General features: G+C 56.0%; 16 protein-coding genes, 2 tRNA genes and 1 other RNA gene. 15 read left to right on the top strand and 4 right to left on the bottom strand.

The genetic code is table 11. The features are described 5' to 3' along the window. The first annotated feature begins 25 nt into the window (after positions 1 to 25). The 6 genes from AABZ39_03425 (at position 26) to rnpB (ending at position 1794) form a co-directional block, all read left to right on the top strand. The gene (locus AABZ39_03425) at positions 26 to 358 is read left to right on the top strand and encodes an STAS domain-containing protein (protein MEK6793799.1); all 333 of its coding nucleotides are present in this window, start codon (positions 26 to 28) and stop codon (positions 356 to 358) included. 11 nt (positions 359 to 369) lie between these two features. After that, entirely contained in the window at positions 370 to 714 is a 345-nt protein-coding gene (locus tag AABZ39_03420; GenBank protein ID MEK6793798.1) for a YggT family protein, read from the top strand. Positions 715 to 942: 228 nt separating this feature from the next. After that, positions 943 to 1015, top strand: a tRNA-Met gene (locus AABZ39_03415). Between the two features lie 52 nt (positions 1016 to 1067). Then, a tRNA-Met gene (locus AABZ39_03410) sits at positions 1068 to 1140 on the top strand. 29 nt (positions 1141 to 1169) lie between these two features. After that, positions 1170 to 1379, top strand: coding sequence for a 30S ribosomal protein S21 (gene rpsU, locus AABZ39_03405; GenBank protein MEK6793797.1), 210 nt, complete (start codon positions 1170 to 1172; stop codon positions 1377 to 1379). A 101-nt stretch (positions 1380 to 1480) separates the two neighbouring features. Further along, positions 1481 to 1794, top strand: an RNA gene (gene rnpB, locus AABZ39_03400) — RNase P RNA component class A. A 403-nt stretch (positions 1795 to 2197) separates the two neighbouring features. On the opposite strand, the gene AABZ39_03395 is transcribed toward rnpB, so the two are convergent. Next, complete coding sequence (locus AABZ39_03395; GenBank protein MEK6793796.1) at positions 2198 to 3037, bottom strand: AraC family transcriptional regulator; 840 nt, start codon at positions 3035 to 3037, stop codon at positions 2198 to 2200. Positions 3038 to 3133: 96 nt separating this feature from the next. Here AABZ39_03395 and AABZ39_03390 point away from each other — a divergent pair, with 96 nt between their 5' ends. The 5 genes from AABZ39_03390 (at position 3134) to AABZ39_03370 (ending at position 12233) form a co-directional block, all read left to right on the top strand. Beyond that, positions 3134 to 4417 carry a hypothetical protein gene (locus AABZ39_03390; GenBank protein MEK6793795.1) on the top strand — a complete coding sequence of 428 codons (1284 nt, stop codon included), beginning with the start codon at positions 3134 to 3136 and terminating at the stop codon, positions 4415 to 4417. Between the two features lie 236 nt (positions 4418 to 4653). Next, entirely contained in the window at positions 4654 to 4959 is a 306-nt protein-coding gene (locus AABZ39_03385; GenBank protein ID MEK6793794.1) for a DUF485 domain-containing protein, read from the top strand. A 4-nt stretch (positions 4960 to 4963) separates the two neighbouring features. Further along, a complete protein-coding gene (locus AABZ39_03380) occupies positions 4964 to 6589 on the top strand; it encodes a sodium/solute symporter (GenBank protein MEK6793793.1) in 1626 nt (541 codons plus the stop codon). 60 nt (positions 6590 to 6649) lie between these two features. Continuing rightward, a complete protein-coding gene (locus AABZ39_03375) occupies positions 6650 to 9946 on the top strand; it encodes a DUF294 nucleotidyltransferase-like domain-containing protein (protein MEK6793792.1) in 3297 nt (1098 codons plus the stop codon). Between the two features lie 190 nt (positions 9947 to 10136). Then, positions 10137 to 12233, top strand: coding sequence for a transketolase (locus AABZ39_03370; GenBank protein ID MEK6793791.1), 2097 nt, complete (start codon positions 10137 to 10139; stop codon positions 12231 to 12233). Between the two features lie 21 nt (positions 12234 to 12254). On the opposite strand, the gene AABZ39_03365 is transcribed toward AABZ39_03370, so the two are convergent. Genes AABZ39_03365 through AABZ39_03355 form a run of 3 tightly spaced genes read right to left on the bottom strand, consistent with a single transcriptional unit; the run spans position 12255 to position 15248 of the window. Beyond that, on the bottom strand, positions 12255 to 13289 hold the full coding sequence (locus tag AABZ39_03365; protein MEK6793790.1) for a GGDEF domain-containing protein: 1035 nt from the start codon (positions 13287 to 13289) through the stop codon (positions 12255 to 12257). Positions 13290 to 13297: 8 nt separating this feature from the next. Then, positions 13298 to 14335, bottom strand: a complete 1038-nt coding sequence (locus tag AABZ39_03360; protein MEK6793789.1) for a GGDEF domain-containing protein — start codon at positions 14333 to 14335, stop codon at positions 13298 to 13300. After that, positions 14328 to 15248, bottom strand: coding sequence for an AraC family transcriptional regulator (locus AABZ39_03355; protein MEK6793788.1), 921 nt, complete (start codon positions 15246 to 15248; stop codon positions 14328 to 14330). The genes AABZ39_03360 and AABZ39_03355 overlap by 8 nt, the downstream gene beginning before the upstream one ends. A 108-nt stretch (positions 15249 to 15356) precedes the next feature. Between AABZ39_03355 and AABZ39_03350 the strand changes: the two genes are divergently transcribed. The 4 genes from AABZ39_03350 (at position 15357) to AABZ39_03335 (ending at position 20107) form a co-directional block, all read left to right on the top strand. Continuing rightward, positions 15357 to 16562 carry a uroporphyrinogen decarboxylase family protein gene (locus AABZ39_03350; GenBank protein ID MEK6793787.1) on the top strand — a complete coding sequence of 402 codons (1206 nt, stop codon included), beginning with the start codon at positions 15357 to 15359 and terminating at the stop codon, positions 16560 to 16562. Positions 16563 to 16749: 187 nt separating this feature from the next. Then, entirely contained in the window at positions 16750 to 17910 is a 1161-nt protein-coding gene (locus AABZ39_03345; protein MEK6793786.1) for a Xaa-Pro peptidase family protein, read from the top strand. Between the two features lie 30 nt (positions 17911 to 17940). Then, positions 17941 to 18681 carry a creatininase family protein gene (locus AABZ39_03340; protein MEK6793785.1) on the top strand — a complete coding sequence of 247 codons (741 nt, stop codon included), beginning with the start codon at positions 17941 to 17943 and terminating at the stop codon, positions 18679 to 18681. 16 nt (positions 18682 to 18697) lie between these two features. Next, complete coding sequence (locus AABZ39_03335; GenBank protein ID MEK6793784.1) at positions 18698 to 20107, top strand: hypothetical protein; 1410 nt, start codon at positions 18698 to 18700, stop codon at positions 20105 to 20107. The last annotated feature ends 61 nt before the right edge of the window (positions 20108 to 20168 follow it).

The following is a 20168-nucleotide window of genomic DNA, read 5'->3' as shown; positions in this document are numbered from 1 at the left end:
ATATGCCCCGTTCGAGGAGTGCGCAATGATAACGGTGATTTCGGTGAACGGGATATCGGTCGTCGCGCTGGGCGGGAATGTCCTTATCGACGATGTGGATATCCTTGAGGCAAAGCTCAATGACGCCTTCGACAACGGTTCGCGAAAGTACATTGTGGATTTCAGCGATACGGACTATATCTGTTCCTATGGGCTCGGCGTCATCGCGCAGCTTCTGAAAAAGGTCTTTGAACAGGGCGGCGTGGTGCGCTTCTGCGCCGTCGGCGGCAAGCTCAAGGGCGTGTTCGAGACCATGCAGTTCACCTCCATCGTCGGCATCGATGCGACACGCGATGCCTCATTCGCTGAAATGAAATAACAGGAATTCCCGTGGGCATCATCATCACCATCATCGATATCGTACAGTACATCGTCATCGGGGGGCTCTATCTCTATTCGCTCCTCTGGCTCGCATGGATAATCATGAGCTGGCTTCAGGCCTTCGGCGTCGTGCAGATCAATCCCGACAATACGCTCATACGCATCGTGAGCGCGGCTACCGACGGCGTCATCGACCGCGTGTTCGGCAGCATTCGTGAGAAGCTCATCATCGGCGTGATAGATATATCGCCCTTCATATTCCTCTTCGTCGTTGCGAACATACTGCCGCAGGTGCTTACCTGGCTGTTCATGCTCCTGAAGCGCGCTATCATCTCCGGCGGTTTCGGCGGCTGATAACAGCATTCCGAATCGCCGCACCTTAAACATTGAGACTGTCGCGAAAAGAGAGAACAAGGGGTCATGACCTTGTTCTGTTCCTTTCTCTCGCTTTGTTACACCATTTCTACATATACTCGTGCGTACGCCATTTTCGCAATACTCTCCGTTTTCGATCATTTCGCGCTTGACATTATTTTTTTACAATAGTATACTCGAATACCCTTTTCAGGGGCACCTCAATACCGCGGGGTGGAGCAGTTGGTAGCTCGTTGGGCTCATAACCCAAAGGTCGTAGGTTCAAGTCCTACCCCCGCTAATCGGTCGTGGTCTGGAAGCGTTCGGGCCACGGCCGTTGTTCCCGTGAATGCGGCGGGGTAGCTCAGTCGGTAGAGCATCGCTCTCATAAGGCGAGTGTCAAGGGTTCGAGTCCCTTCTCCGCTAATAACCTTAAAAAAAGCAGGTGATTTACAGTGGCCAAAGTCGTCATCAACGAAGGCGAGTCGGTCGAATCAGCGGTCAAGCGCTTTCGCCGTCAGTGCGAGAACGAAGGCATTCTCCAGGACATCAAGGAGAAGCAGTTCTACAAGAAACCCTCGCTCGAGCGCAAGATGAAACGCGAGAAGGCGGAAAAACGCCTGAAGCGCAAGATCAAGAAAGAGCGCCGGTTGGGTCTCTCGTAGTTGCCCCTCGGCTCCCACCTCGACATGCTCGGGGCAACGGCTCGGGGCACGGTTCAATTCCGCTCCGGGCACACAGCTTGACGTTCTCTGAAACAAAAGAAGAAGCAGGATGCATGAACGCGGCGGGCCAATGGTCCGCTGAGGAAAGTCCGCACCTCAAAAGGGATGGGCGCAGGCTAACGGCCTGACGGCGTGAGCCGATGGAAAGTGCAACAGAAAACAGACCGCCGGAAACGGTAAGGGTGCAATGGTGCGGTAAGAGCGCACCGCGCACGGAGCGATCCGTTGCGGCATGGTAAACCCCGCCCGAGGCAAGGTTAAACAGGACGTTCGGTATCCTTTCCGTAAGTCCGGGTAGACCGCATAGATAAATGTTCATGCGCGACAGAATGCGGCTTACAGTCCTGCTTCTTCTTTTTATTTATCGTGATATCGGCACCGCCGCCTATCGCTTTTATCTCGAATGTCCGGCCGGCGTTCGTGCCGCTGAATAGTTTTTTTTCCTTCGGGCCGGGGAGCTCAATGCCCTTGAATATCTCCCCGCCGGGAAGACGTGTTATCGATTCGAATACGGCGCCGATGACTTGTTCTTTTGGGAGACCGACGAATTTTATGAATGCATTGTTGCAGTAATCGACGAAGCCCTCGCGGCTGACGTGGAGCATCATCGTGTTGACAACGAATGATATCTCTTCCGGCATTGCCCACCCCTGTCTCAACTCAACATAGAACACGGCAGCCGATCGCGACGGAACAACTGTTCTCAGTATACTCCCCGGGAGCACCCCGTCAATGGCTTACGACACGAGTGAAAGGATTCAGCCCCGCTTGCGCCACTCGCGCGGTGTCATTCCCATAATGCTTCGGAATAACGACGAAAAACGCGCTGCGGCCGGAAAGCCGTATCGACGCGCAATTTCCTGCACCGTGGCCCCCCCATAGCGCAGATCTATTTTCGCGAGCTCCATCTTCTGCCTGATGATGTGGTCATAGGGCGATGTCTTCAGACGTTCACGGAATACGCGGCTTAAATGCTCGCGGGACACCGACAGCCGCGCTGCCAGTTCGGACGATGTAAAAAGCCGTCCGGCATCCGCATTGAGCAATTCGAGCGCACGCCGGATGAGTATATCGCCGGCGTCGTGTGCGAGCGACGCCCCGGTGGATGCGGCGAGTGCGATGAGCAGATCGAAAGCGATGCGCGCACTTTCCGATGCGCTCTGCTGTATCGTACGTACCGCCCCGGGATTATACGTGCGCATACTGCGTATTATCGGGGACGTTCTCGGGAGGGAGAACACGCGGCCGAAAGCGCGATTAAGCCCGGCGACCATATCGCGATAACCGCCGCCCTCGAACGAGGCCCAGAGCACTACCCACGGCGTGCGGAATTCCTTCGGATACCAGTACACATACGAGGGGTCGTTATGATTGACGAGGAATCCTTCACCTTCGGACAATGATCGCTCGCCCCGCTCATCTGAGAACATGCCGCTGCCGGATATCGTATACTGGAAAAGCGAAATTGTATCGCTTCTATCTTTGCCCGCGTATCGATACGGGGTACCGGTCACCGTGCTTTCATAGATAAGCCGGGTGCGGGGAAGCGCTATATCCCCCGCGGTCGCTATATGTACGCCCCAGTGATGAATGACCATATCACATATCCATACATATTATCACGATATGCACCTATTATTCGATAAATATAAAGCTATTATATATCACATATCAAGAATTTCAAGGAGTTCCCCATGCAAGCAGCAGCGGAACGAACAAGTATGTTCACCATAACCGAAAGTGAACGCGTGTATCTGCGCGATCTGGCGAAAAAGTACCGCGACTATGCCGCGCTTCCCGTGATGGCCGAACGTGAAAAGCGCTGGTATGCGCATAATTCACTATCGGCCGGCAGCCCCATGATAGTCATGGAAGTCGGTTCTTTTGCCGCCGATTTCCTGCCTGCGCTCCGCTGTGAAAGCCCCGAGGCAGCGCGTATCGAGCGTAAGCTCATCGAACCGATACTCAATCACGAGCTCATCGACGATGATAAGGTCATCTCGCCATGGCTCGCCATTGATGAAGCGGATATTTCGTTCAAAGAATTCGATCTGAACATATCGCGCTCACGGGTAAAAGACGCGCGCGGACTCGAACTCGGCTATCACGATGAAAGTCCCATCACCGACCTTATCCGCGACTTTCACATCCTCAAGCCGTCCGTTTTCTCAGTGAACCGAGAAATGGCGGCACAGCGTATGGCCTTCGCTGAAGACGTTCTCGGCGATATACTCCCCCTTCGGCGTACCAATCGCATACTTGACTGGTATCTGGGGATTTCCGCGAAGTGTATACGGCTCATGGGCATGGAGCGCTATTGCATGGCGCTCATAGACACGCCCGATGCCGTACGCGATCTCTATCGCTTCCTTCGCGACGATGCGCGGCGCTTCATTCGCTGGCTCGAGTATGAGGGCCTCCTTACGCTCAACAACGGCAATCAGTACGCGGGTGCCGGGAGCTACGGCTTCACCGATGAACTCCCGAAAGACGATGTATCAGCCGGGGTGAAACTTTCTGACCTCTGGGTGAACATGAACTCCCAGGAAACGATATCCGTGTCGCCGTCCATGTACGCTGATCTCATCTTCCCCACATACCGCGAGCTTGCCGCCGAATGCGGGCTTGTCTATTACGGCTGCTGCGAGCCGGTGCACACCATCTGGGACGATTGTCTTTCAAAGCTCCCGAATCTCCGCAAAGTATCGATATCGGCATGGTGCAACGAGAACTTCATGGGCGAGCGGCTTCGCGGTTCACGCATCATCTACTCACGGAAACCCGACCCGACGCTCATCGGTGTCGGTGCCTTTGACGAAGCGCGATATCGTGAGCATATGGCGAAAACACTGACCGCGGCCAAGGGCGGTACGCTTGAGGTTGTATTCCGCGATGTGTATTCCATCTCCGGAGAGAAAAGCCGCCCGGGAAAAGCGGTGCGCATACTCCGCGAGCTTATTGAGAAGCACTGGCGCTGAAGTATATCCGACCTTGACATCGGCCCAGATGAAGTCTCGTTGTTCATGGGCGTACAGGGAATATCGCATGTTGTTTTCGCGGCATTCGCCATGCGCGTTTTGACATAAATTCATATTAATGCTATCATGCCGATAGTATTAATTCGTTTTTTATGTTCGGGGCGATGCAGAAATGCGTATGCAATTGCACGCCGTTGCGTTACGACGCGCCACAATGGGTGCAAGGAGCATATCGCATGAATGCTGCGGCAAAAAAAATGCTGGACTCGTTTGACTTCAAGAAGCTTGTCAAAAGCAGATGGATGGTGGCCTTCACGCTGACCGTCCTCGAATTCATCCTGTACTACGGCTACATTATCCTCATCTCGGTAAATAAACCGCTGATGTCTCAGAAGATAGCCAAGTTCACCACTATCGGCATACCCATCGGCATCGGCGTTATTGTGCTGTCATGGATATTCACGTTCATCTATATCATTTGGGCGAACAATGCCCATGACCCCGAAGTCAAACGTTTGAAAACCAAGCTTGTCAAAGGATAACACTATGAAAAAGGCATTCTTCGTCATACTTGCCGGCATATCATCGCTTTCTCTGTTCGCAGATGCCGCCGCCGCCGCCGCACCAGCGGCGAAAGCTACCACGCTCGGCTCTCCCACGCTCCCCTCCATTCTGTTCTTTTTCGGTATCGTTGCCATTACACTTGTGATAACCTATTGGGCGGCGAAGAAAACGAAAACATCCTCCGAATATTATGCCGCGGGCAGAAGCGTAAGCGCCCTCCAGAACGGGCTCGCATTGTCAGGCGACTATATGAGCGCCGCATCGTTCCTCGGCATCGCCGGTCTTGTCGCCCTCAAGGGATATGACGGCATGATATACGCTGTCGGCTGGCTTGTCGGCTGGCCCGCGCTCATGTTCCTCATTGCCGAGCCGCTCCGCAATCTCGGCAAATTCACGTTCACCGATGTCGTAGCATTCCGCCTGAAGAACACCCCCATTCGCATAGCCGCGGCTTTCGGCGGCATTCTGACCGTCCTCTTCTACACCATCGCACAGATGGTCGGCTCGGGCAATCTCATCAAGCTCATGTTCGGTATTCCGTATGAGATAGCCGCCGTCATCGTCGGCATCATCATGCTTGCGTATGTGCTCTTCGGCGGCATGATCGCCACCACCTGGGTACAGATAATCAAGGCGGTGCTCCTCGTCCTCGGTGTATCGGTGCTCGCTTTCATCGTTCTCGCGAAATTCCATTTCAATCCCGGCGAGCTCTATGGCGCCGTAGCGACACAGTACGGCCAGGCGGCACTTGAGCCCGGCGGATTGATATCAAATCCGATCGATGCGATATCGCTCGGGCTCGCGCTCATGTTCGGACTGCTCGGGCTTCCGCATATTCTCATGCGCTTTTACACCGTTCCCGATGCGAAGGCCGCCCGCAAGTCGGTGCTCTACGCTACCGGCTTCATCGGGTACTTCTATATAATCATCCCTATCGTCGGATTCGGCGCTGCTGCGCTTGTCGGAAGGGATATCATCTCGAAGATAGACAAGGGCGGCAACATGGCGGCACCGCTTGTGGCTGAACTTCTCGGCGGCACACCGTTCCTCGGCTTCATCGCCGCAGTAGCGTTCGCAACGATACTTGCCGTCGTTGCCGGACTTACCCTCGCAGGCGCATCGGCGTTCTCACATGACATCTACGTCAATGTGATAAAAAAAGGGAAGGCGACCGAAAAAGAGCAGGTCAGGGTAGCGCGTATAGCCACCTGTATCTTCGGCATCATCGCGGTGCTCCTCGGTATCCTCTTCAAAGGGCAGAACGTCGCGTTCATGGTGGGTCTCGCGTTCGCCATCGCCTGCAGCGCGAATTTCCCGGCGCTTCTCATGTCGATACTCTGGAAAAAGTTCACCACCGCCGGGGCGGTCTGGTCGATACTGACCGGTGCGATACTCTCGGTCGGGCTCATCATACTGAGCCCCACGGTATGGGTCGATATCATGAAGAACCCATCGCCGATATTCCCGCTCAAGAACCCGGCCATCATCTCAATGACGGCGGCGTTCATCGCGGGCATCGTCGCGTCGCTCGTGACGAAGGAAAAGAAGGCGGAGGAAAAGTTCGAGGATGAAAAGTTAAGGACATACCTCGGACACGGGGCGGAATAGCCCCGCGCGCTTGCTGACGACATTGCTATTTCGTTCCGAAGGCGTATACTTTTTCGTATCATGAAGGCCGTGCGCAATCATCAGTATCGCAGGACCGTCTCCGATCTGCGTATCTTTGTCGCCGTACAAAGCATCGATCAGTTCGATCCCTACTATTTCGACGAGCATGGCGTCGGTGTCGAGATACAGGACCTTCTGCACTTTAACCTGGACGATGACGCCGCCGCATCGATAACGGAACGGTATCGTGAACGGCTTCTACGCTTTCACGGCCCTGTTGCGTTCCATGCCTGCGTCCCGCCGAGAGCGGACAGCATCAGCGAGCAGACGCTTCTCGACCGTTACCGCCGTATGACCGCGGCAGCGAAGACGCTCGGCGCTTCGACCATTATCTTTCACAGCGGTATCGATCCTGCGGCTTCCACGCCCGGCGACATCGAACGGCTTACCGAGTTCTGGCGCGGCATCCGCACCGACATCGAATCGGCAGGGATCACCGCCGCGCTTGAGAACGTGCTTGAGGACGATTATCGGCCGCTCCTCTCGCTCATACGCGCGGTCGATTCCCCGCGCATCGGCATCTGTCTTGACCTCGGCCATCATCACCTTAATTCAAAACAGGTCATCGAGGAATGGCTTCTCAATCTGTCGCATCATATCCGTCACATCCATATCCACACGAATGACGGTGCCGATGATGCGCATGACCCGATCGGTGATGCAGCACTGCGCCGCTTCATCGGGCTCTGTGCCGATCACGATCTTGTCCCGGCGATCTCCTTCGAGTATCGCGAGATGTCCGCCGAGCTCATACGCCGAGAGGCGGGGCGGCTGCGCGCGGCGCTCGGTAACGTGTCATCATCAGCGAACACAGGGACGCTCAAGCAGCTTCGCACGTTCCTGATGCAGATAGCGCTCCCCGCCGCTTTGGCGTTGTCGCTCTTCAGCGCGCTCATATTCGGTTTCATCATACCGAAATACGAGGACATCATCATGGACCGAAAACGGGAGATGATACGCGAGCTTGTGCGTTCTGCGGTGAGCGTGGCGACACGCCTTGAAAAGGATGCACGCGCCGGGCGCATGACAGACGATGACGCCCGCCGTGAAGCGGCGAAGCTCATAGGACAGATGCGCTATGGACCGGAAGTGAAGGATTATTTCTGGATAACGGATATGCACCCGCGCATGATCATCCATCCCTACCGCACCGACCTTAACGACACCGATCTTGCCGGCTTCACCGATCCCGGCGGGAAAAAGCTTTTCAATGTTTTTGTCGCGGTCGTTCGTTCCAACGGCGGCGGGTATGTCGACTACCGCTGGCAATGGAAGGATGACCCGGCGAACGTTGTGCCCAAGCTCTCGTATGTCGAAGGGTTCGCTCCCTGGGGCTGGATAATCGGCACCGGCATGTACATCGAGGATGTGAAGGCCGAGATCGCGCGGATAGAACAGCGGCTGATATTCATCTCGTTCGGCATTACCATTATCGTCGCGCTGATACTCGCCTATCTTGCGCGCGTCGGGTTCAGATTGGACCGCCGAAGGATGCTTACCGAGGAGAGCCTCCGTGCAGCACGGGAAAAATATCGCCTCCTCGTCGAAGCGTCCACCGAAGGCATACTCATGTGCTCGGGGAAGAGCATCATATTCTCGAACGCGCAGGCGCGTACCATGCTCGGGTGGAGCGAGGAGGAATTCGCCGCGCTCGATCCCGATGGTCTCTTCACGGCTGATGCGGCATCCGCCTGGGCGGCAGCGGGGAAACGCATGCCGGCACGGTTCGAATCCCCCGTACGCACAAAAAGCGGCATACCGTTCGACGCGCTTGTCATCGCAACACCGGTGTCGTTCGCGGACCGCGACGGCGTCATCATCATCCTCAGGAGCACGGCGGCCGGCGATGCCCCGGCGCGTACCGCGTATGATCACTCGCCGACAGGCCACGACGGTCCCGCGGGCGATGATCGTACGGTATCTGCGTGCATGCCGGTCGCAGCAAGTGCGCAGGCGCTTTTCGTCCGATATACCGACCGCGTTAAGGATATTGTCCGGCAGATGGATGCGTCCGATTTCGGCGTGGTCATCGTGGCCGGCGAAGAACAGGCAATGCTCGGCATCATCACCGATCGTACTATACGAGAATGGGCCGCTCGCGGCGGGGATGATGCGGCTGCGTATGAGATCATGCGCGCGCCGGTGGCCGTCGTGCCGGAGGGAGCGCTTGCGTTCGAGGCCGATATCGCAGCGGACAGGGGGCGTACGGATTGGGTCGCCCTCCGCAGTGCACAGGGCGTCACCGGCTTGTCCTATCGAGATCCGTCGCGGCGGAACACATCACCCGGAGGATTGATACAGGCGATACGGGAAGCAAGGAGCGCTGAAGAGATACGTTCGCTCCATGACCGTTTACCGCTCATCGCCGGAGAGCAGTGTGATGCCGGCATCGCACCGCGCATGCTCGTCCGCATCTGTACCGCTGTTGCCTGTACGATAATCGAACGGTACTGCGCGCTCGCAGAAGCCGATGTCGGCGCTCCTCCCTGCGCGTACTCGTTCATAACGCTCGGCAGCGTTGCGCGCGGGGAGCAGACGCTCGTGAGCGATCAGGATAATGCGATAATATATCAGGACGGCGGAAGCGGCGGCTATTTCCAGGAGCTCGGTCAGCGCGTGTGCGTGCTCCTTAACAGAACGGGATATGCCTATTGCGACGGGCGCATCATGGCCAAGAGCGAACGATGGTGCGCACCGCTTTCCCGCTGGAAGGAATATTATTCCGCGTGGGCGGCGACCGGCGACCCCGAGGATATCCTTGATCTCAGCATTTTCTTCGATCTCCGCGCCGTGAGCGCTGAGAGCGCCCTTGCCGATGATCTGCGTGCGCATATACTGCGTGTCCTGCCCGGAAAAAAACCGCTCATGCATCACCTCGCGCGCATCGCACATGGGCGGCGGCTTCCTGTCGGTGGGCTCGGTGCGCTCTTGTCGGAGACCGTTGACGGTATCGATGTCATCGATCTCAAGAAGATCATGCTCGCAGCGGTGGATACGGCGCGTGTGTTCGCGCTTGATGCGGGGCTATCCGCTATGGACACGCGTACACGCATCGCGTGGATGAAGGACAACGGCATCTGTGCGCCCTCCGATGGTGAGGCCATCATCGATGCATACGACGCGCTCATGGACATGCGCATCCGTCATCAGATGCGATGCATACGAGAACGCCGCGAGCCGGATAATCGTATCGCGGTAAAGGGCATGAACGAATTCGAGCATGATACGCTCCGCTCGGCGATAGCCCGTATCGCATTGCTGCAGCGGCTGCTCGAGAAGGAATTTTCGATCTCCTGACATCCAGTGTTTTTCCGCTGCTGACATTTCCCGCAATAGAAATTTACGTGTCGCAAAACACACTCACCCCATTCCCGCATAAGTGTACGCGTTTTACCGCATGCGCTTTTCGATACGCTTTTCGAGACTGCTCGTTTGACAAAACCCCCCGTTTCGATACAATTGCCGGACTTTCGCAAGGAGTTGAGCAATGGCATCGATAGACACCACGCGTACAAAACAAGCCGGCGATTATATCCGCTATCTCGCGCTTTTCGGCGTTGAGAACGCCAAATCGGGCCACCCGGGACTCCCGCTCGGCTGCGCGGATCTCGGCGCGATACTCTATCGCTATGTGCTCCGCTATCATACGGGAAGCCCCAAGTGGATAAACCGCGACCGCTTCATACTCTCGGCCGGTCACGGGTCCATGCTCCTGTACTCGCTTCTCCATACGGCGGGATATAAGATCGCGTTGAACGATCTCGCCAATTTCCGGCAGCTCGAAAGTCTCACGCCCGGCCACCCTGAATACGATATCAATCTCGGTATAGAGACGACGACCGGCCCGCTCGGGCAGGGTTTCGCGAACGCGGTCGGCATCGCCATTGAAGGGAAAATGCTCGCGGCGAAATTCAATCGCGAGCTCTTCCCGCTCTTCACCTACAATGTGATAACCCTCATGGGTGACGGCTGCAATATGGAAGGCGTCAGTTACGAAGCGGCTTCCGTTGCGGGGCATCTCGGGCTCGATAACCTTATCGCCATTTATGATTCCAACAGCATAACCATCGACGGCAAGACCGATATCACGTTCACCGAGGACGTGGGCCGCCGCTATGAAGCGCTCGGCTGGCACGTCGAACGCTGTGCCGCGGACGATCTCAACTGCCTCTACACGACCATCGAGAAGATCCGCAACGTCAAGGGCAAGCCGAAGCTCTGCATCGTCACCACGGTCATCGGCGAGGGGCTCGCGAAGCTCCGCGGTTCGAACAAGGTGCACGGCGCGCCTGCCGGTGTGGACGAGATCGTACACTTCATACAGACATCGACGGTGCGGAGGCTCTTCGAGAAGACGTTCGGCAAGAATATCGTCGACGATGCCGCGAAGCTCAAGGAAGTATGTGAGAAGGCCGTCAATGAGAAAAAGCTTCCCGTCGAAGGCGCGGATGAATACGCGTTCCTGAAGGAGCGTGCGCAGGAGAATAAAAAGTCCTACGATGCATGGGAAGTGATGCTCGCCTCGTACAAGACGAAGTTCCCCAAGGATTTCGATGCGCTCTCAAAGTACATGGACTTTTCGATACCGGCGGACCTCAGAGAAAAGCTTCTTTCCTACAGGGAAGAGAAGCCGGATGCGACACGCAATATAAGCGGCCGTGTGCTCAATCTCTGCGCGGAAGCGATACCGCAGATCATCGGCGGCTCGGCCGACCTCATCGAATCGACGAAAGCGACGGTAAAGGGCTCTCCCTATCTTACGAAGAACGATTTTACCGGACGCAATATCGCCTTCGGTGTGCGCGAACACGCGATGGGTTCCATCGGCAACGGGCTGGCGCTGAACGGCTCGCTCATACCGTTCACGTCGACGTTCTTCACGTTCTTCGATTATATGAAGCCGCCGGTGCGCCTCGCGGCGATAATGAAATTGAAGCATCTGTTCATCTTCACGCATGATTCCATCTATGTCGGCGAGGACGGCCCGACGCATCAGCCGATAGAGCATCTCAATGCGCTTCGGCTCATTCCTGATCTTACCGTCTTCCGCCCGGGCAACGATGCCGAGACCGCGCTTTCCTATCTCTATTTTCTTGAAGAGGCGAAGGGCCCGGTGACCATTCTCTGTACACGGCAGAACATCGAGCCGTCGGCGTATCCGGTCATCAAGGACCACGCGAAGTTCTACGAGGATTTCAAGAAGGGTGCGTATGTATTCCACGAGACGAAGCCCAATGACAAGCCGGATATGATACTCGCGGCGTCGGGCTCCGAACTTTCGCTCGCCATGGGCGCGGGTGCGCTCCTTGAAACGCGCGACAATAAGAAGGTCCGCGTGGTGAGCGTTCCGTCGCTCGAGCTTTTCGCCGAAAGCGATGCGAATTATCGTTCATTCGTTCTCGGCGACGGCACCATACCGGTGGTGTATATCGAAGCGGCATCCCATCGCGGTGTCCGCGCGCTCTACGGCAATAATGTCACGCTTATCGGCATAGAAACGTTCGGCCATTCCGGCCCTGCAAAGAAGGTCGCCGATAAGATGGGACTCACCGCGGAGAGCGTGTACGCAAAGATAAAACGATAGGCCTTTTCAGATCCTGACCGCTCAGATCCGTACCGTGCGTCCGCGTCCGTCCTCTTTCGCCGCATAGAGCGCTTTATCCACTCTGGCAAGGGCCGATTCGGGCGTATCGCCGGGCATAAGCTCGGTCACACCGGCGCTTACATCGACCTTTTCATGTGCGGGTATCTCTCGGATGAATTTCCTGAGCTTTTCCATGAGCCCGAGCGCGCGCTTATCGTCGCTCCCCGATGAAATGATGACGAATTCATCGCCGCCGAAACGACCGAAGACATCCCCCTTGCGGATGCGGGTGCGTACCGTGTTCGCAATGGACTTAAGGACGGCGTCGCCTGCGGGGTGCCCCTCCGTGTCGTTAATGCTCTTGAAGCGGTCTATGTCGAACAGAATGAGCGCCGAACGGTAGCCCTCGCGGTTCTGGCGTTCGCAGATGCGTATCTCGTTCTCAAGGAATTGTTCGAAGATGCGGCGGTTGTAGATGCCCGTCAGATGGTCATGCGTCGCGGAATGCTCAAGCCTGTCGGTCACACGTATCTTTATCCAGATGACGGCGCCCGAAAGCGCTGCGGCATTGAACGCCATGAGCAGGATGGAGAACACGAGCGTCCGCCTGGAGTTCTCCGCCATTGCCTGCGCCTCGAACGACAGCCCGCGGGCCGCATCCGTATACGATTCGCTCTCCCTGAGAAGGGCCTCGCGGTTCGCCGCCGTGGGGCTTTCCCGGAACGCATGGATAGCGGTGCGCATCCGCTCCCATGCCTCTTTGAGCTCGGTGGTATGACGATCGATCGCGGGGTTCGACGCCCCGAGCGATCGCTTTTCCGATGCTATCGTTTCGAGCAGGGTATCGACCGCCGTAAGGAGCGCATCATCACGGGTGCCGCTCATCTCAAGCTTGGCACTTCGCTGCATGCCGGCGCGCAGCCTGCCGATCGCGGTGATGAATTCGGGATAATGCTTCGTGTCGTTGAGATACCGTACGAGCATCATGCCGTTCAGGAGAGCGAACACGACCGCAAGAACGGCGATGATGACGATATGTACGGAACGGGACTTCATGTTCACACTCATTTCAGCACCGTCTTATTGCCGGAGTCCCGCTGTGCTTCCGAGAGCGCCTTGTGCACACGCGACAGCGCGGAGGCGGAGGTGTCATCCGCCTTAAGCTCGCTCACGCCTACGCTCATGGTGACCGCACGCCCGACGGAAAATGAATGTTCCTGGACCATGGCGCGGAGTTTTTCGCCGAGCGCGCATGCCCGCTCGCCGTCGCTTCCGAGAGAAACGAGCACGAAGCGGTCATCGGTGAATCGGGAAAAGATGTCCGTGCGGCGTATATGCGCCCGTATGACGGCGGTGAAATCCTTGAGAAGCCGCTCGGCGGCATCCCGCCCGGCGGATTTTACGATCGGCAGATAACAGTCAAGATCGAGCATGATGAGCGATGAGCGGTGCGCCGGATACCGGTCGCCGTGGCCGCTTATCTCGCGGTCGAGGAGCTGCTCGAAGGAGACGCGGTTGAGTATTCCCGTGAGCTGATCATGCGTGAGGAAATGGGTGACATGATCGATGATGCGCAGGCGCAGCCGCCAGATGACGATGTACATGAGGAACGAGTTGACGATGATAAGCGCGCCGAGGAGCATGATGGTCACCGAGATGCGGCCCGACAACGCGCGCGACACCGGAACGTTCGAGAGCGTCGATGGATATTCTTCGCTCGCCTGCATGAGCGCATCGCGTGCCGTGTCCGTCCTCTTTTCGCGGTACTCGGCGGCAGCACCCTTGATGTCGATCCACATCTTCTTCACTTCGAGCGCACGCTCATGCGTCTCATCGGTGGCGGCGGAACGGATGCGGCGCAGGTCCTCGAGGATGACGGAGAGGCGTTCATCGATGTCCTTTTCGAGCGTTTCATCGTGCAGCCCCGCGAGCTCCAATTTCGCCGCACGCTGCACCCGGGCCGAGATGGTCGAGAGCGACGTTACGAGCGACGGATAGCGGTGCGCGTTCTCCGAATAGAGGTAGAGGAACACGCCGTTAAGCGCCGCGAACACGATGCCGGCGACCGCGACGATGGTGATCGTTATGACATGCCTACGCATACCGCCTCCCCATGGATGCGACGAACGTTGTCCGCCGTACGGAATTCTCCGGCGCGTTCGTCCGCTGGTATTCCTTGGGCGAAACGCCGAACGTTCTCTTGAAAAGCCGTGTGAACTGCGCCGGGTCATCGATGCCGATGGCCGACGCTATCTCGTATACCTTGAAGTGCATGCACAGAAGATGCGCCGCGTGATTGATCTTCCGCTCGTTGATGATATCGATGACACGTTTGCCGAGCGATCGCCTGAAAAGGTAGCGGAGATTGCGTTCGGACGTTCCCGCGGCGAGGGCGACCTCTTTCACGGAGATGTGTCGGCGGACGTTCCCGCTGATGAAATCGACCGCACGCTGCACTGCGTGGTCCGTCTGCGTATTACCGGGGCGCACGCGCGAAGGAGTGAGCGCATCGATGAGCGCGAGCACTATGGTGCGTATGACGGTGTTCTGTATCTGGCCGCCGCTCCCGCCGCGCACGGATACGCCGGCCGCGGGGAGGAGCCGCATGATGTCGTCGCGCCCGTGTATGACGATCGTATGCGCGGCAAAGAACGAATCGAGGAGCATGTCCTCGAAGCGCTCGGATACTGCGACTTCGATGGGCGTCACGGTGAACGTGAAGAACACGAGGTAGAGGTCTTTCGTCCTGTGCGAAGTGATCTCATGTACGATGCCCGGATCGGCGATGAACACATCGCCTGCCTGAAGCGGATAGTGGTCGTTGCCGTAATAGTAATCACCCTGCCCGGATATCACATAGCAGATCTCGTGATATGCGGAATGAAGATGGGGTGAATTCGTCGTGCGCTCGGAGAATGAGCAGTAGGCGCCGGTGCTCACCCGGACCCGGTATTTCCCGTACAATTCGTCGAATGACGCAGGGATAAGGCAATCACGGTGCTTCTCATGCTTCACGGGGGTAGTATACGCCCATTGCCGAATTTGTCAATTTTATTTCCTTTCCCGTCATGGCCTTTTCTGACCCGCATGTATATCGTATCATCATTCCCTAAGGAGTTCCCCATGACACGACGCGAACGGGTACTTGCCTCGCTCTCGTTCAGAAAACCGGACCGGCTTCCGAAGGACCTCGGCGGGATGCGCTCTACCGGGGTGAGCTGTTTCGCGTATCCTTCGCTCGTCAAAGCGTTGGGGCTCCCGTATCGAGCGCCTGTCATTCACGATGCAAGCCAGATGCTCGCGCTGCCGGACGCCGATGTCCTCGATGCACTTGACTGCGATGTGGCCGAAGTGACCATGGATACGGATACCAATGCGTTCGATGACAGTGCCTCCTGGAAACCGTACGATTTCAACGGCCGGCTGAAAGCTCGCGTAAAGGACCCGTTGGCTTATTCGATATCGGGGACAACGGTCGTGCTCGGGCGCGAACCGAACACGCTCACGATGCCGGAGGGTGCGCATGTTTTCGATGCCGCGCACGGCGGTCAGCCGCTCGATCTCATGGGGGAGCTCCCCCGCATCGATCTTGCTCAAGCGCGAACATACCGGGGGCATCTCCTTTCCGATGAACGGATACGGAGCATCGCGGCATATTGTAAGCGCGCACGGTCATCGACCGATCGCGCCATTTTCTTCAACGGATTATCGTTCGGTCTCGGGTTTCCGCACGGCATGGCTGCGTGGTCAATGCTCTGCCTCACCGACCCGGATTATGTTAAGGAGTATTTCGATATCATGACCGAGCGCAATGTTGAGAACGCAAAGCGCCTTCTCCCCGAAATAGCGCCGCATATCGATGTCATCATGCTTGCCTCCGATGATCAGGGTACGCAGAACGCGCCGATACTGCCGCCACGGGTATTCCGCGAGCTCTATGTACCGTTCTATCGCCGGGCGAATGAGATCGTCCATGCACTGGCGCCGAACGTGAAGACATTCCTTCATTCCTGCGGCGCGATCTACGATATACTCGATGATATCATCAGCACCGGTTTCGATGCGCTCAATCCCGTGCAGTGGTCTGCCGGCGGACGGAGCTTTCGCGAGTGGAAGGACAAATGCCGCGGGCGCATCGCGCTCTGGGGCGGCGGCGTCAATACGCAGGTAACGCTCCCCCTCGGGTCGGTTGCCGATGTCGAGCGGGAATCACGCGAAGTGGCCGGATATCTGTCACAGGACAGCGGCTTTGTGTTCTGCGCGATACACAATGTACTCGCCGAGATACCGCCGGAGAAGATAATAGCCATGTATCGGAGCGCTTCATAAATTAGATCGGCTGAGTGACAGAAAGGCTCTTGAACAGCTTCGTATCACCTTCGTTCCAGCTCCGTTCCGGAATAATGATCTGTCTTTATCGAGCTATCGACGGAATTTGACTTCCGATGGATTTGCAGTATATTACTACTACATCGTTTCCGGTAACGATGTAGTTATTCAAAAAACGAGGTATTTTATGTTCAAGATCACCGAAAATGAGTACAAAAGACGCCTTACTGAGGTCCAGAAACGTGTAAAAGAAAGCGGGCTGGATGCGATCCTTGTCCACAGCAATGAAGCGGATTTTGCCAATATCCGATATTTCTGCAATTATTGGCCTATCTTTGAGACTGCCGGCATGTTCATTCCGAAAAGCGGTGAACCGGTGCTCATTATCGGCCCGGAATCGGAAACATTCGCTATGGGACGTACGACCACCACAAAGAACATCGCCAAGATCCTCGAGTACCGCGAATCTGCAGATCCGAATTATCCCGGCCTCGAACTGGACACCTTTGCGAGCATTGCCGGGAAACTCGGCGGCGTAAGCGCATTCAAGAAGATCGGCGTCTGCGGCTATTCGATACTGCCGATCACCATATATGAAGCGCTTAAAAAGTCATTCCCGAACGCTGAGATAGCACGCTCCGGCATAGTATCAGAGATGCGGAAGATAAAAAGCGCCGAAGAGATAGCGGCGCTCAAAGAGGGATTCGCCGTTTCGGAAAAGGTGTTCGAGAAAGTACTCGGCATCATCAAGCCCGGCATGCGCGAGACCGAGGTCGTCGGTCATGTACAGCGCTACATCTACGAGTTCGGCGGCGAGTATGAAGCGCATCCGGTCTATGTGCTTTCCGGAAAGAACAGCAATAATGCGATAGGACGTCCCACGCATAAGGTCATCGAAAAGGGCGATCTTGTGCAGTTCAATCTCGGTGCGCGCATCGACGGCTATTCGCCGTCCATCGGACGCCCTATCGTCATGGGCAAAGCGACACCCGAAATGAGAAAGCTCCTTGAGGTGGGCCTGGAAGCGCATTTCAAATCGTATGAATGGATAAAGGGCGGCGGATCGCCGAGCGAAATGACGGCAAAGTTCTACGATTTCGTCAAAGCGAAGGGCTGCGAGAAGAACTATCTCTACGGTCCTGCGCACGGTCTCGGCATGATAGAGGTCGAAGAACCGTGGGTGGAAGCATCATCGACATATACGTTCCAGGCGAATATGACGTTCCAAGTGGACACGTTCCTTCTTTCTGAGGATTTCGGTTTGCGCTGGGAGAACGGTGTTCGGATAACGGAGAACGGCAATGAGATGCTCTCGAAGTACAGGACGGAGCTTATCGAACTCGCGTAACACGTATGCACACATGGATGAGGAGCGAGTATGCGTTACGAAATGATGTATCCCGATCAGCTGAGAAAAGCCATCGATGAGCGCTGGCCGCTCGTATGGCCTATCGGCGTGCTCGAGTATCATGCATCGCATTGCTGTAACGGCGTCGATACGCTCGTAGTGATACGCGCATTCGAGGAGCTTGAGCGGGAGATGAACATCGTCATATTCCCGCCGTTCTATTTCGGCGCGGCAAGCTATGCCGTCGGAGCACCGGAGCGCAACGGCACCGTGCACGTACGCCCCGAAACGATAATGCCGTTCGCCAAGGAAGTGTTCACGGATCTCCTGCGCATCGGTTTCACGAACATACACGGCTTCGTTCATCATCAAAGCGAGAATTTCTCCGTCGGCATGCCTACCGATCTCGCGTTCAAGACAGCAAGCCGTCAGGCGGTGTTCGAGTACATCGAGAAGGAGCGCGGGGAAGGATGGTGGGGCAAGGATGAGATGCGTGATTACTACTCTCAGCACGACGCAGGGAGCGATCCGTTCAGCTGGATACAGATGCACCCGTTCATGGCGGACGACGTGCAGAAAAAGTATCCTGTCGATCATGCGGGCAAACAGGAAACGTCGCTCATGATGGCGTTCTGTCCTGAGGGCGTTGATATGAAGCGCTATAAAGGCGAGCACTGGTTCGTGGAAAGCGCGAAGGATGCGAACATCGGCTATGGGAATGCGGCGAAACGTGATACACTTGAGTCGCTTCGAATGATCCTCCGCCCGTAAGGAGAAAGTGATATTTATGAAAACAGCATCATGCATACTCATCGCAGCGATACTGGCTGCTGCAAGTCTTGTTGGCGAAAGGGGCTCGTTCTTTGCGCTTTCGTGGGCTGCAGCAAGCAATTATCGGTGCGATAATATCATCCCGTTTTACTGGCTCAAAAATAATTCGACACCTGAGCAGGCAAAGGAATTCCTTGACCGTTATCCGGCGCAGAATCGGGCGATATTCGACAGTGAGTATTACCGCACAATACTCGTTCATCCGAAAGACCGTTTGACGACATCCACCGGTTCCAATGCTCGGGGGATATGGTGCGAGAACGGGATCTCTGAAGCGAAGGAACGATATAAGAAATTCTTTGCGGAGTATAAGCGCATCGGCGGAGCGCTTAACTATTATATTATGGACATTGAAGAAGGGTTCACGATCTGGGATCTGAAGCGCGATGAGAAAACATTTGAGGCAATATATGGGGACCCCCGTTTTTCTGCCGAGGGACTCAATGTAATGCTTCCGCATTATCGAACATTTATTCAGAGCTATGACTTGGCGGCGCATGCCGCATGGAACGCCGCCATGTGGGAGCGCCGTACGCATATTCTCACGAAAGCTATCGTTGAACCAGTTGCATCGGTATTTTCCGGCGTACGTATGGGGAATTACAATGACTTTTTCCTGCTTACGGGCATGACCGGTGAGCTCGAGCATCTGATACACCACACCAAAGGCACGCTTCTTGGGACGCATCAATCACGCGAATGCTATGGACGTCTGCAGTATATGAAGGGGAGAAAGATCGACGGCGAGCGGCCATTCCCTGATTCGCCATTCGCTTCGTTCATTTTCAGCGTCAACCAAGCCCGGGCAATGCGGTTATCGTCCGATGTCCCCTTCATGCCATGGATAGCATATCGTGGTTTTGGGAAGGGTTGGGCAAAGATCTGCGACACGATGATAAAAGATACTGATTATTATCAGGAATCGATCTTCCATAATGGACTGTGCAGGCCTGAATTATTTCTCTACTGGAACCCGAGGTTAAAGTCGGGTTCAAAACCCGATGAAATGGCGGACGATGATCAAGACGCGCTGGTGAGTGCGGTATTACACGAGCTCGATGAGATCGCAGGAGACCCCGGTCGTGTCTCGCTTGTTAAAACGCTTGCCGACTGGTACGGTTCGTTCGTGCTGACTGGCATGAACGCTTTCGGCAGATCTGTCTGGCGTTACACGCCTGATCTTACACCGGGGGGCGATGCGATGTCAACGGTAACGAAGAATGAGCCGCTTACATTCATGGTGCACGATGTGTCGATCGTTATTCCGGGAGGGAAGATCTTTCAGCCGGGGAAATCAACATCGAAGGCCGGTGTGTGGATCCTTGCACCGACAGGGACTGAGCCTCTCGTCTCCAAGCGGCGATGAGATGCATGCCGCTATCTACTGTTGAGTTATTGCCATGATAAAAGAGTTCGCGAAAAGGATG

This window comes from Spirochaetota bacterium (genome assembly GCA_038043445.1).
Classification (GTDB): domain Bacteria; phylum Spirochaetota; class Brachyspiria; order Brachyspirales; family JACRPF01; genus JBBTBY01.
Note: the sequence above shows the minus strand (reverse complement) of the source record. Positions and strands in the feature narration are given on the sequence as shown.

What these genes read in the sequence shown, in the direction of transcription:
- AABZ39_03385 (MEK6793794.1), top strand. Translation starts at nt 4,654, where the DNA reads ATGAATGCTGCGGCAAAAAAAATGCTGGACTCGTTTGACTTCAAGAAG.
- AABZ39_03380 (MEK6793793.1), top strand. Translation starts at nt 4,964, where the DNA reads ATGAAAAAGGCATTCTTCGTCATACTTGCCGGCATATCATCGCTTTCT.
- AABZ39_03425 (MEK6793799.1), top strand. Translation starts at nt 26, where the DNA reads ATGATAACGGTGATTTCGGTGAACGGGATATCGGTCGTCGCGCTGGGC.
- AABZ39_03360 (MEK6793789.1), bottom strand. Translation starts at nt 14,335, where the DNA reads ATGCGTAGGCATGTCATAACGATCACCATCGTCGCGGTCGCCGGCATC.
- AABZ39_03335 (MEK6793784.1), top strand. Translation starts at nt 18,698, where the DNA reads ATGAAAACAGCATCATGCATACTCATCGCAGCGATACTGGCTGCTGCA.
- AABZ39_03345 (MEK6793786.1), top strand. Translation starts at nt 16,750, where the DNA reads ATGTTCAAGATCACCGAAAATGAGTACAAAAGACGCCTTACTGAGGTC.
- AABZ39_03350 (MEK6793787.1), top strand. Translation starts at nt 15,357, where the DNA reads ATGACACGACGCGAACGGGTACTTGCCTCGCTCTCGTTCAGAAAACCG.
- AABZ39_03390 (MEK6793795.1), top strand. Translation starts at nt 3,134, where the DNA reads ATGCAAGCAGCAGCGGAACGAACAAGTATGTTCACCATAACCGAAAGT.
- AABZ39_03395 (MEK6793796.1), bottom strand. Translation starts at nt 3,037, where the DNA reads ATGGTCATTCATCACTGGGGCGTACATATAGCGACCGCGGGGGATATA.
- AABZ39_03370 (MEK6793791.1), top strand. Translation starts at nt 10,137, where the DNA reads ATGGCATCGATAGACACCACGCGTACAAAACAAGCCGGCGATTATATC.
- AABZ39_03340 (MEK6793785.1), top strand. Translation starts at nt 17,941, where the DNA reads ATGCGTTACGAAATGATGTATCCCGATCAGCTGAGAAAAGCCATCGAT.
- AABZ39_03365 (MEK6793790.1), bottom strand. Translation starts at nt 13,289, where the DNA reads ATGAAGTCCCGTTCCGTACATATCGTCATCATCGCCGTTCTTGCGGTC.
- AABZ39_03375 (MEK6793792.1), top strand. Translation starts at nt 6,650, where the DNA reads ATGAAGGCCGTGCGCAATCATCAGTATCGCAGGACCGTCTCCGATCTG.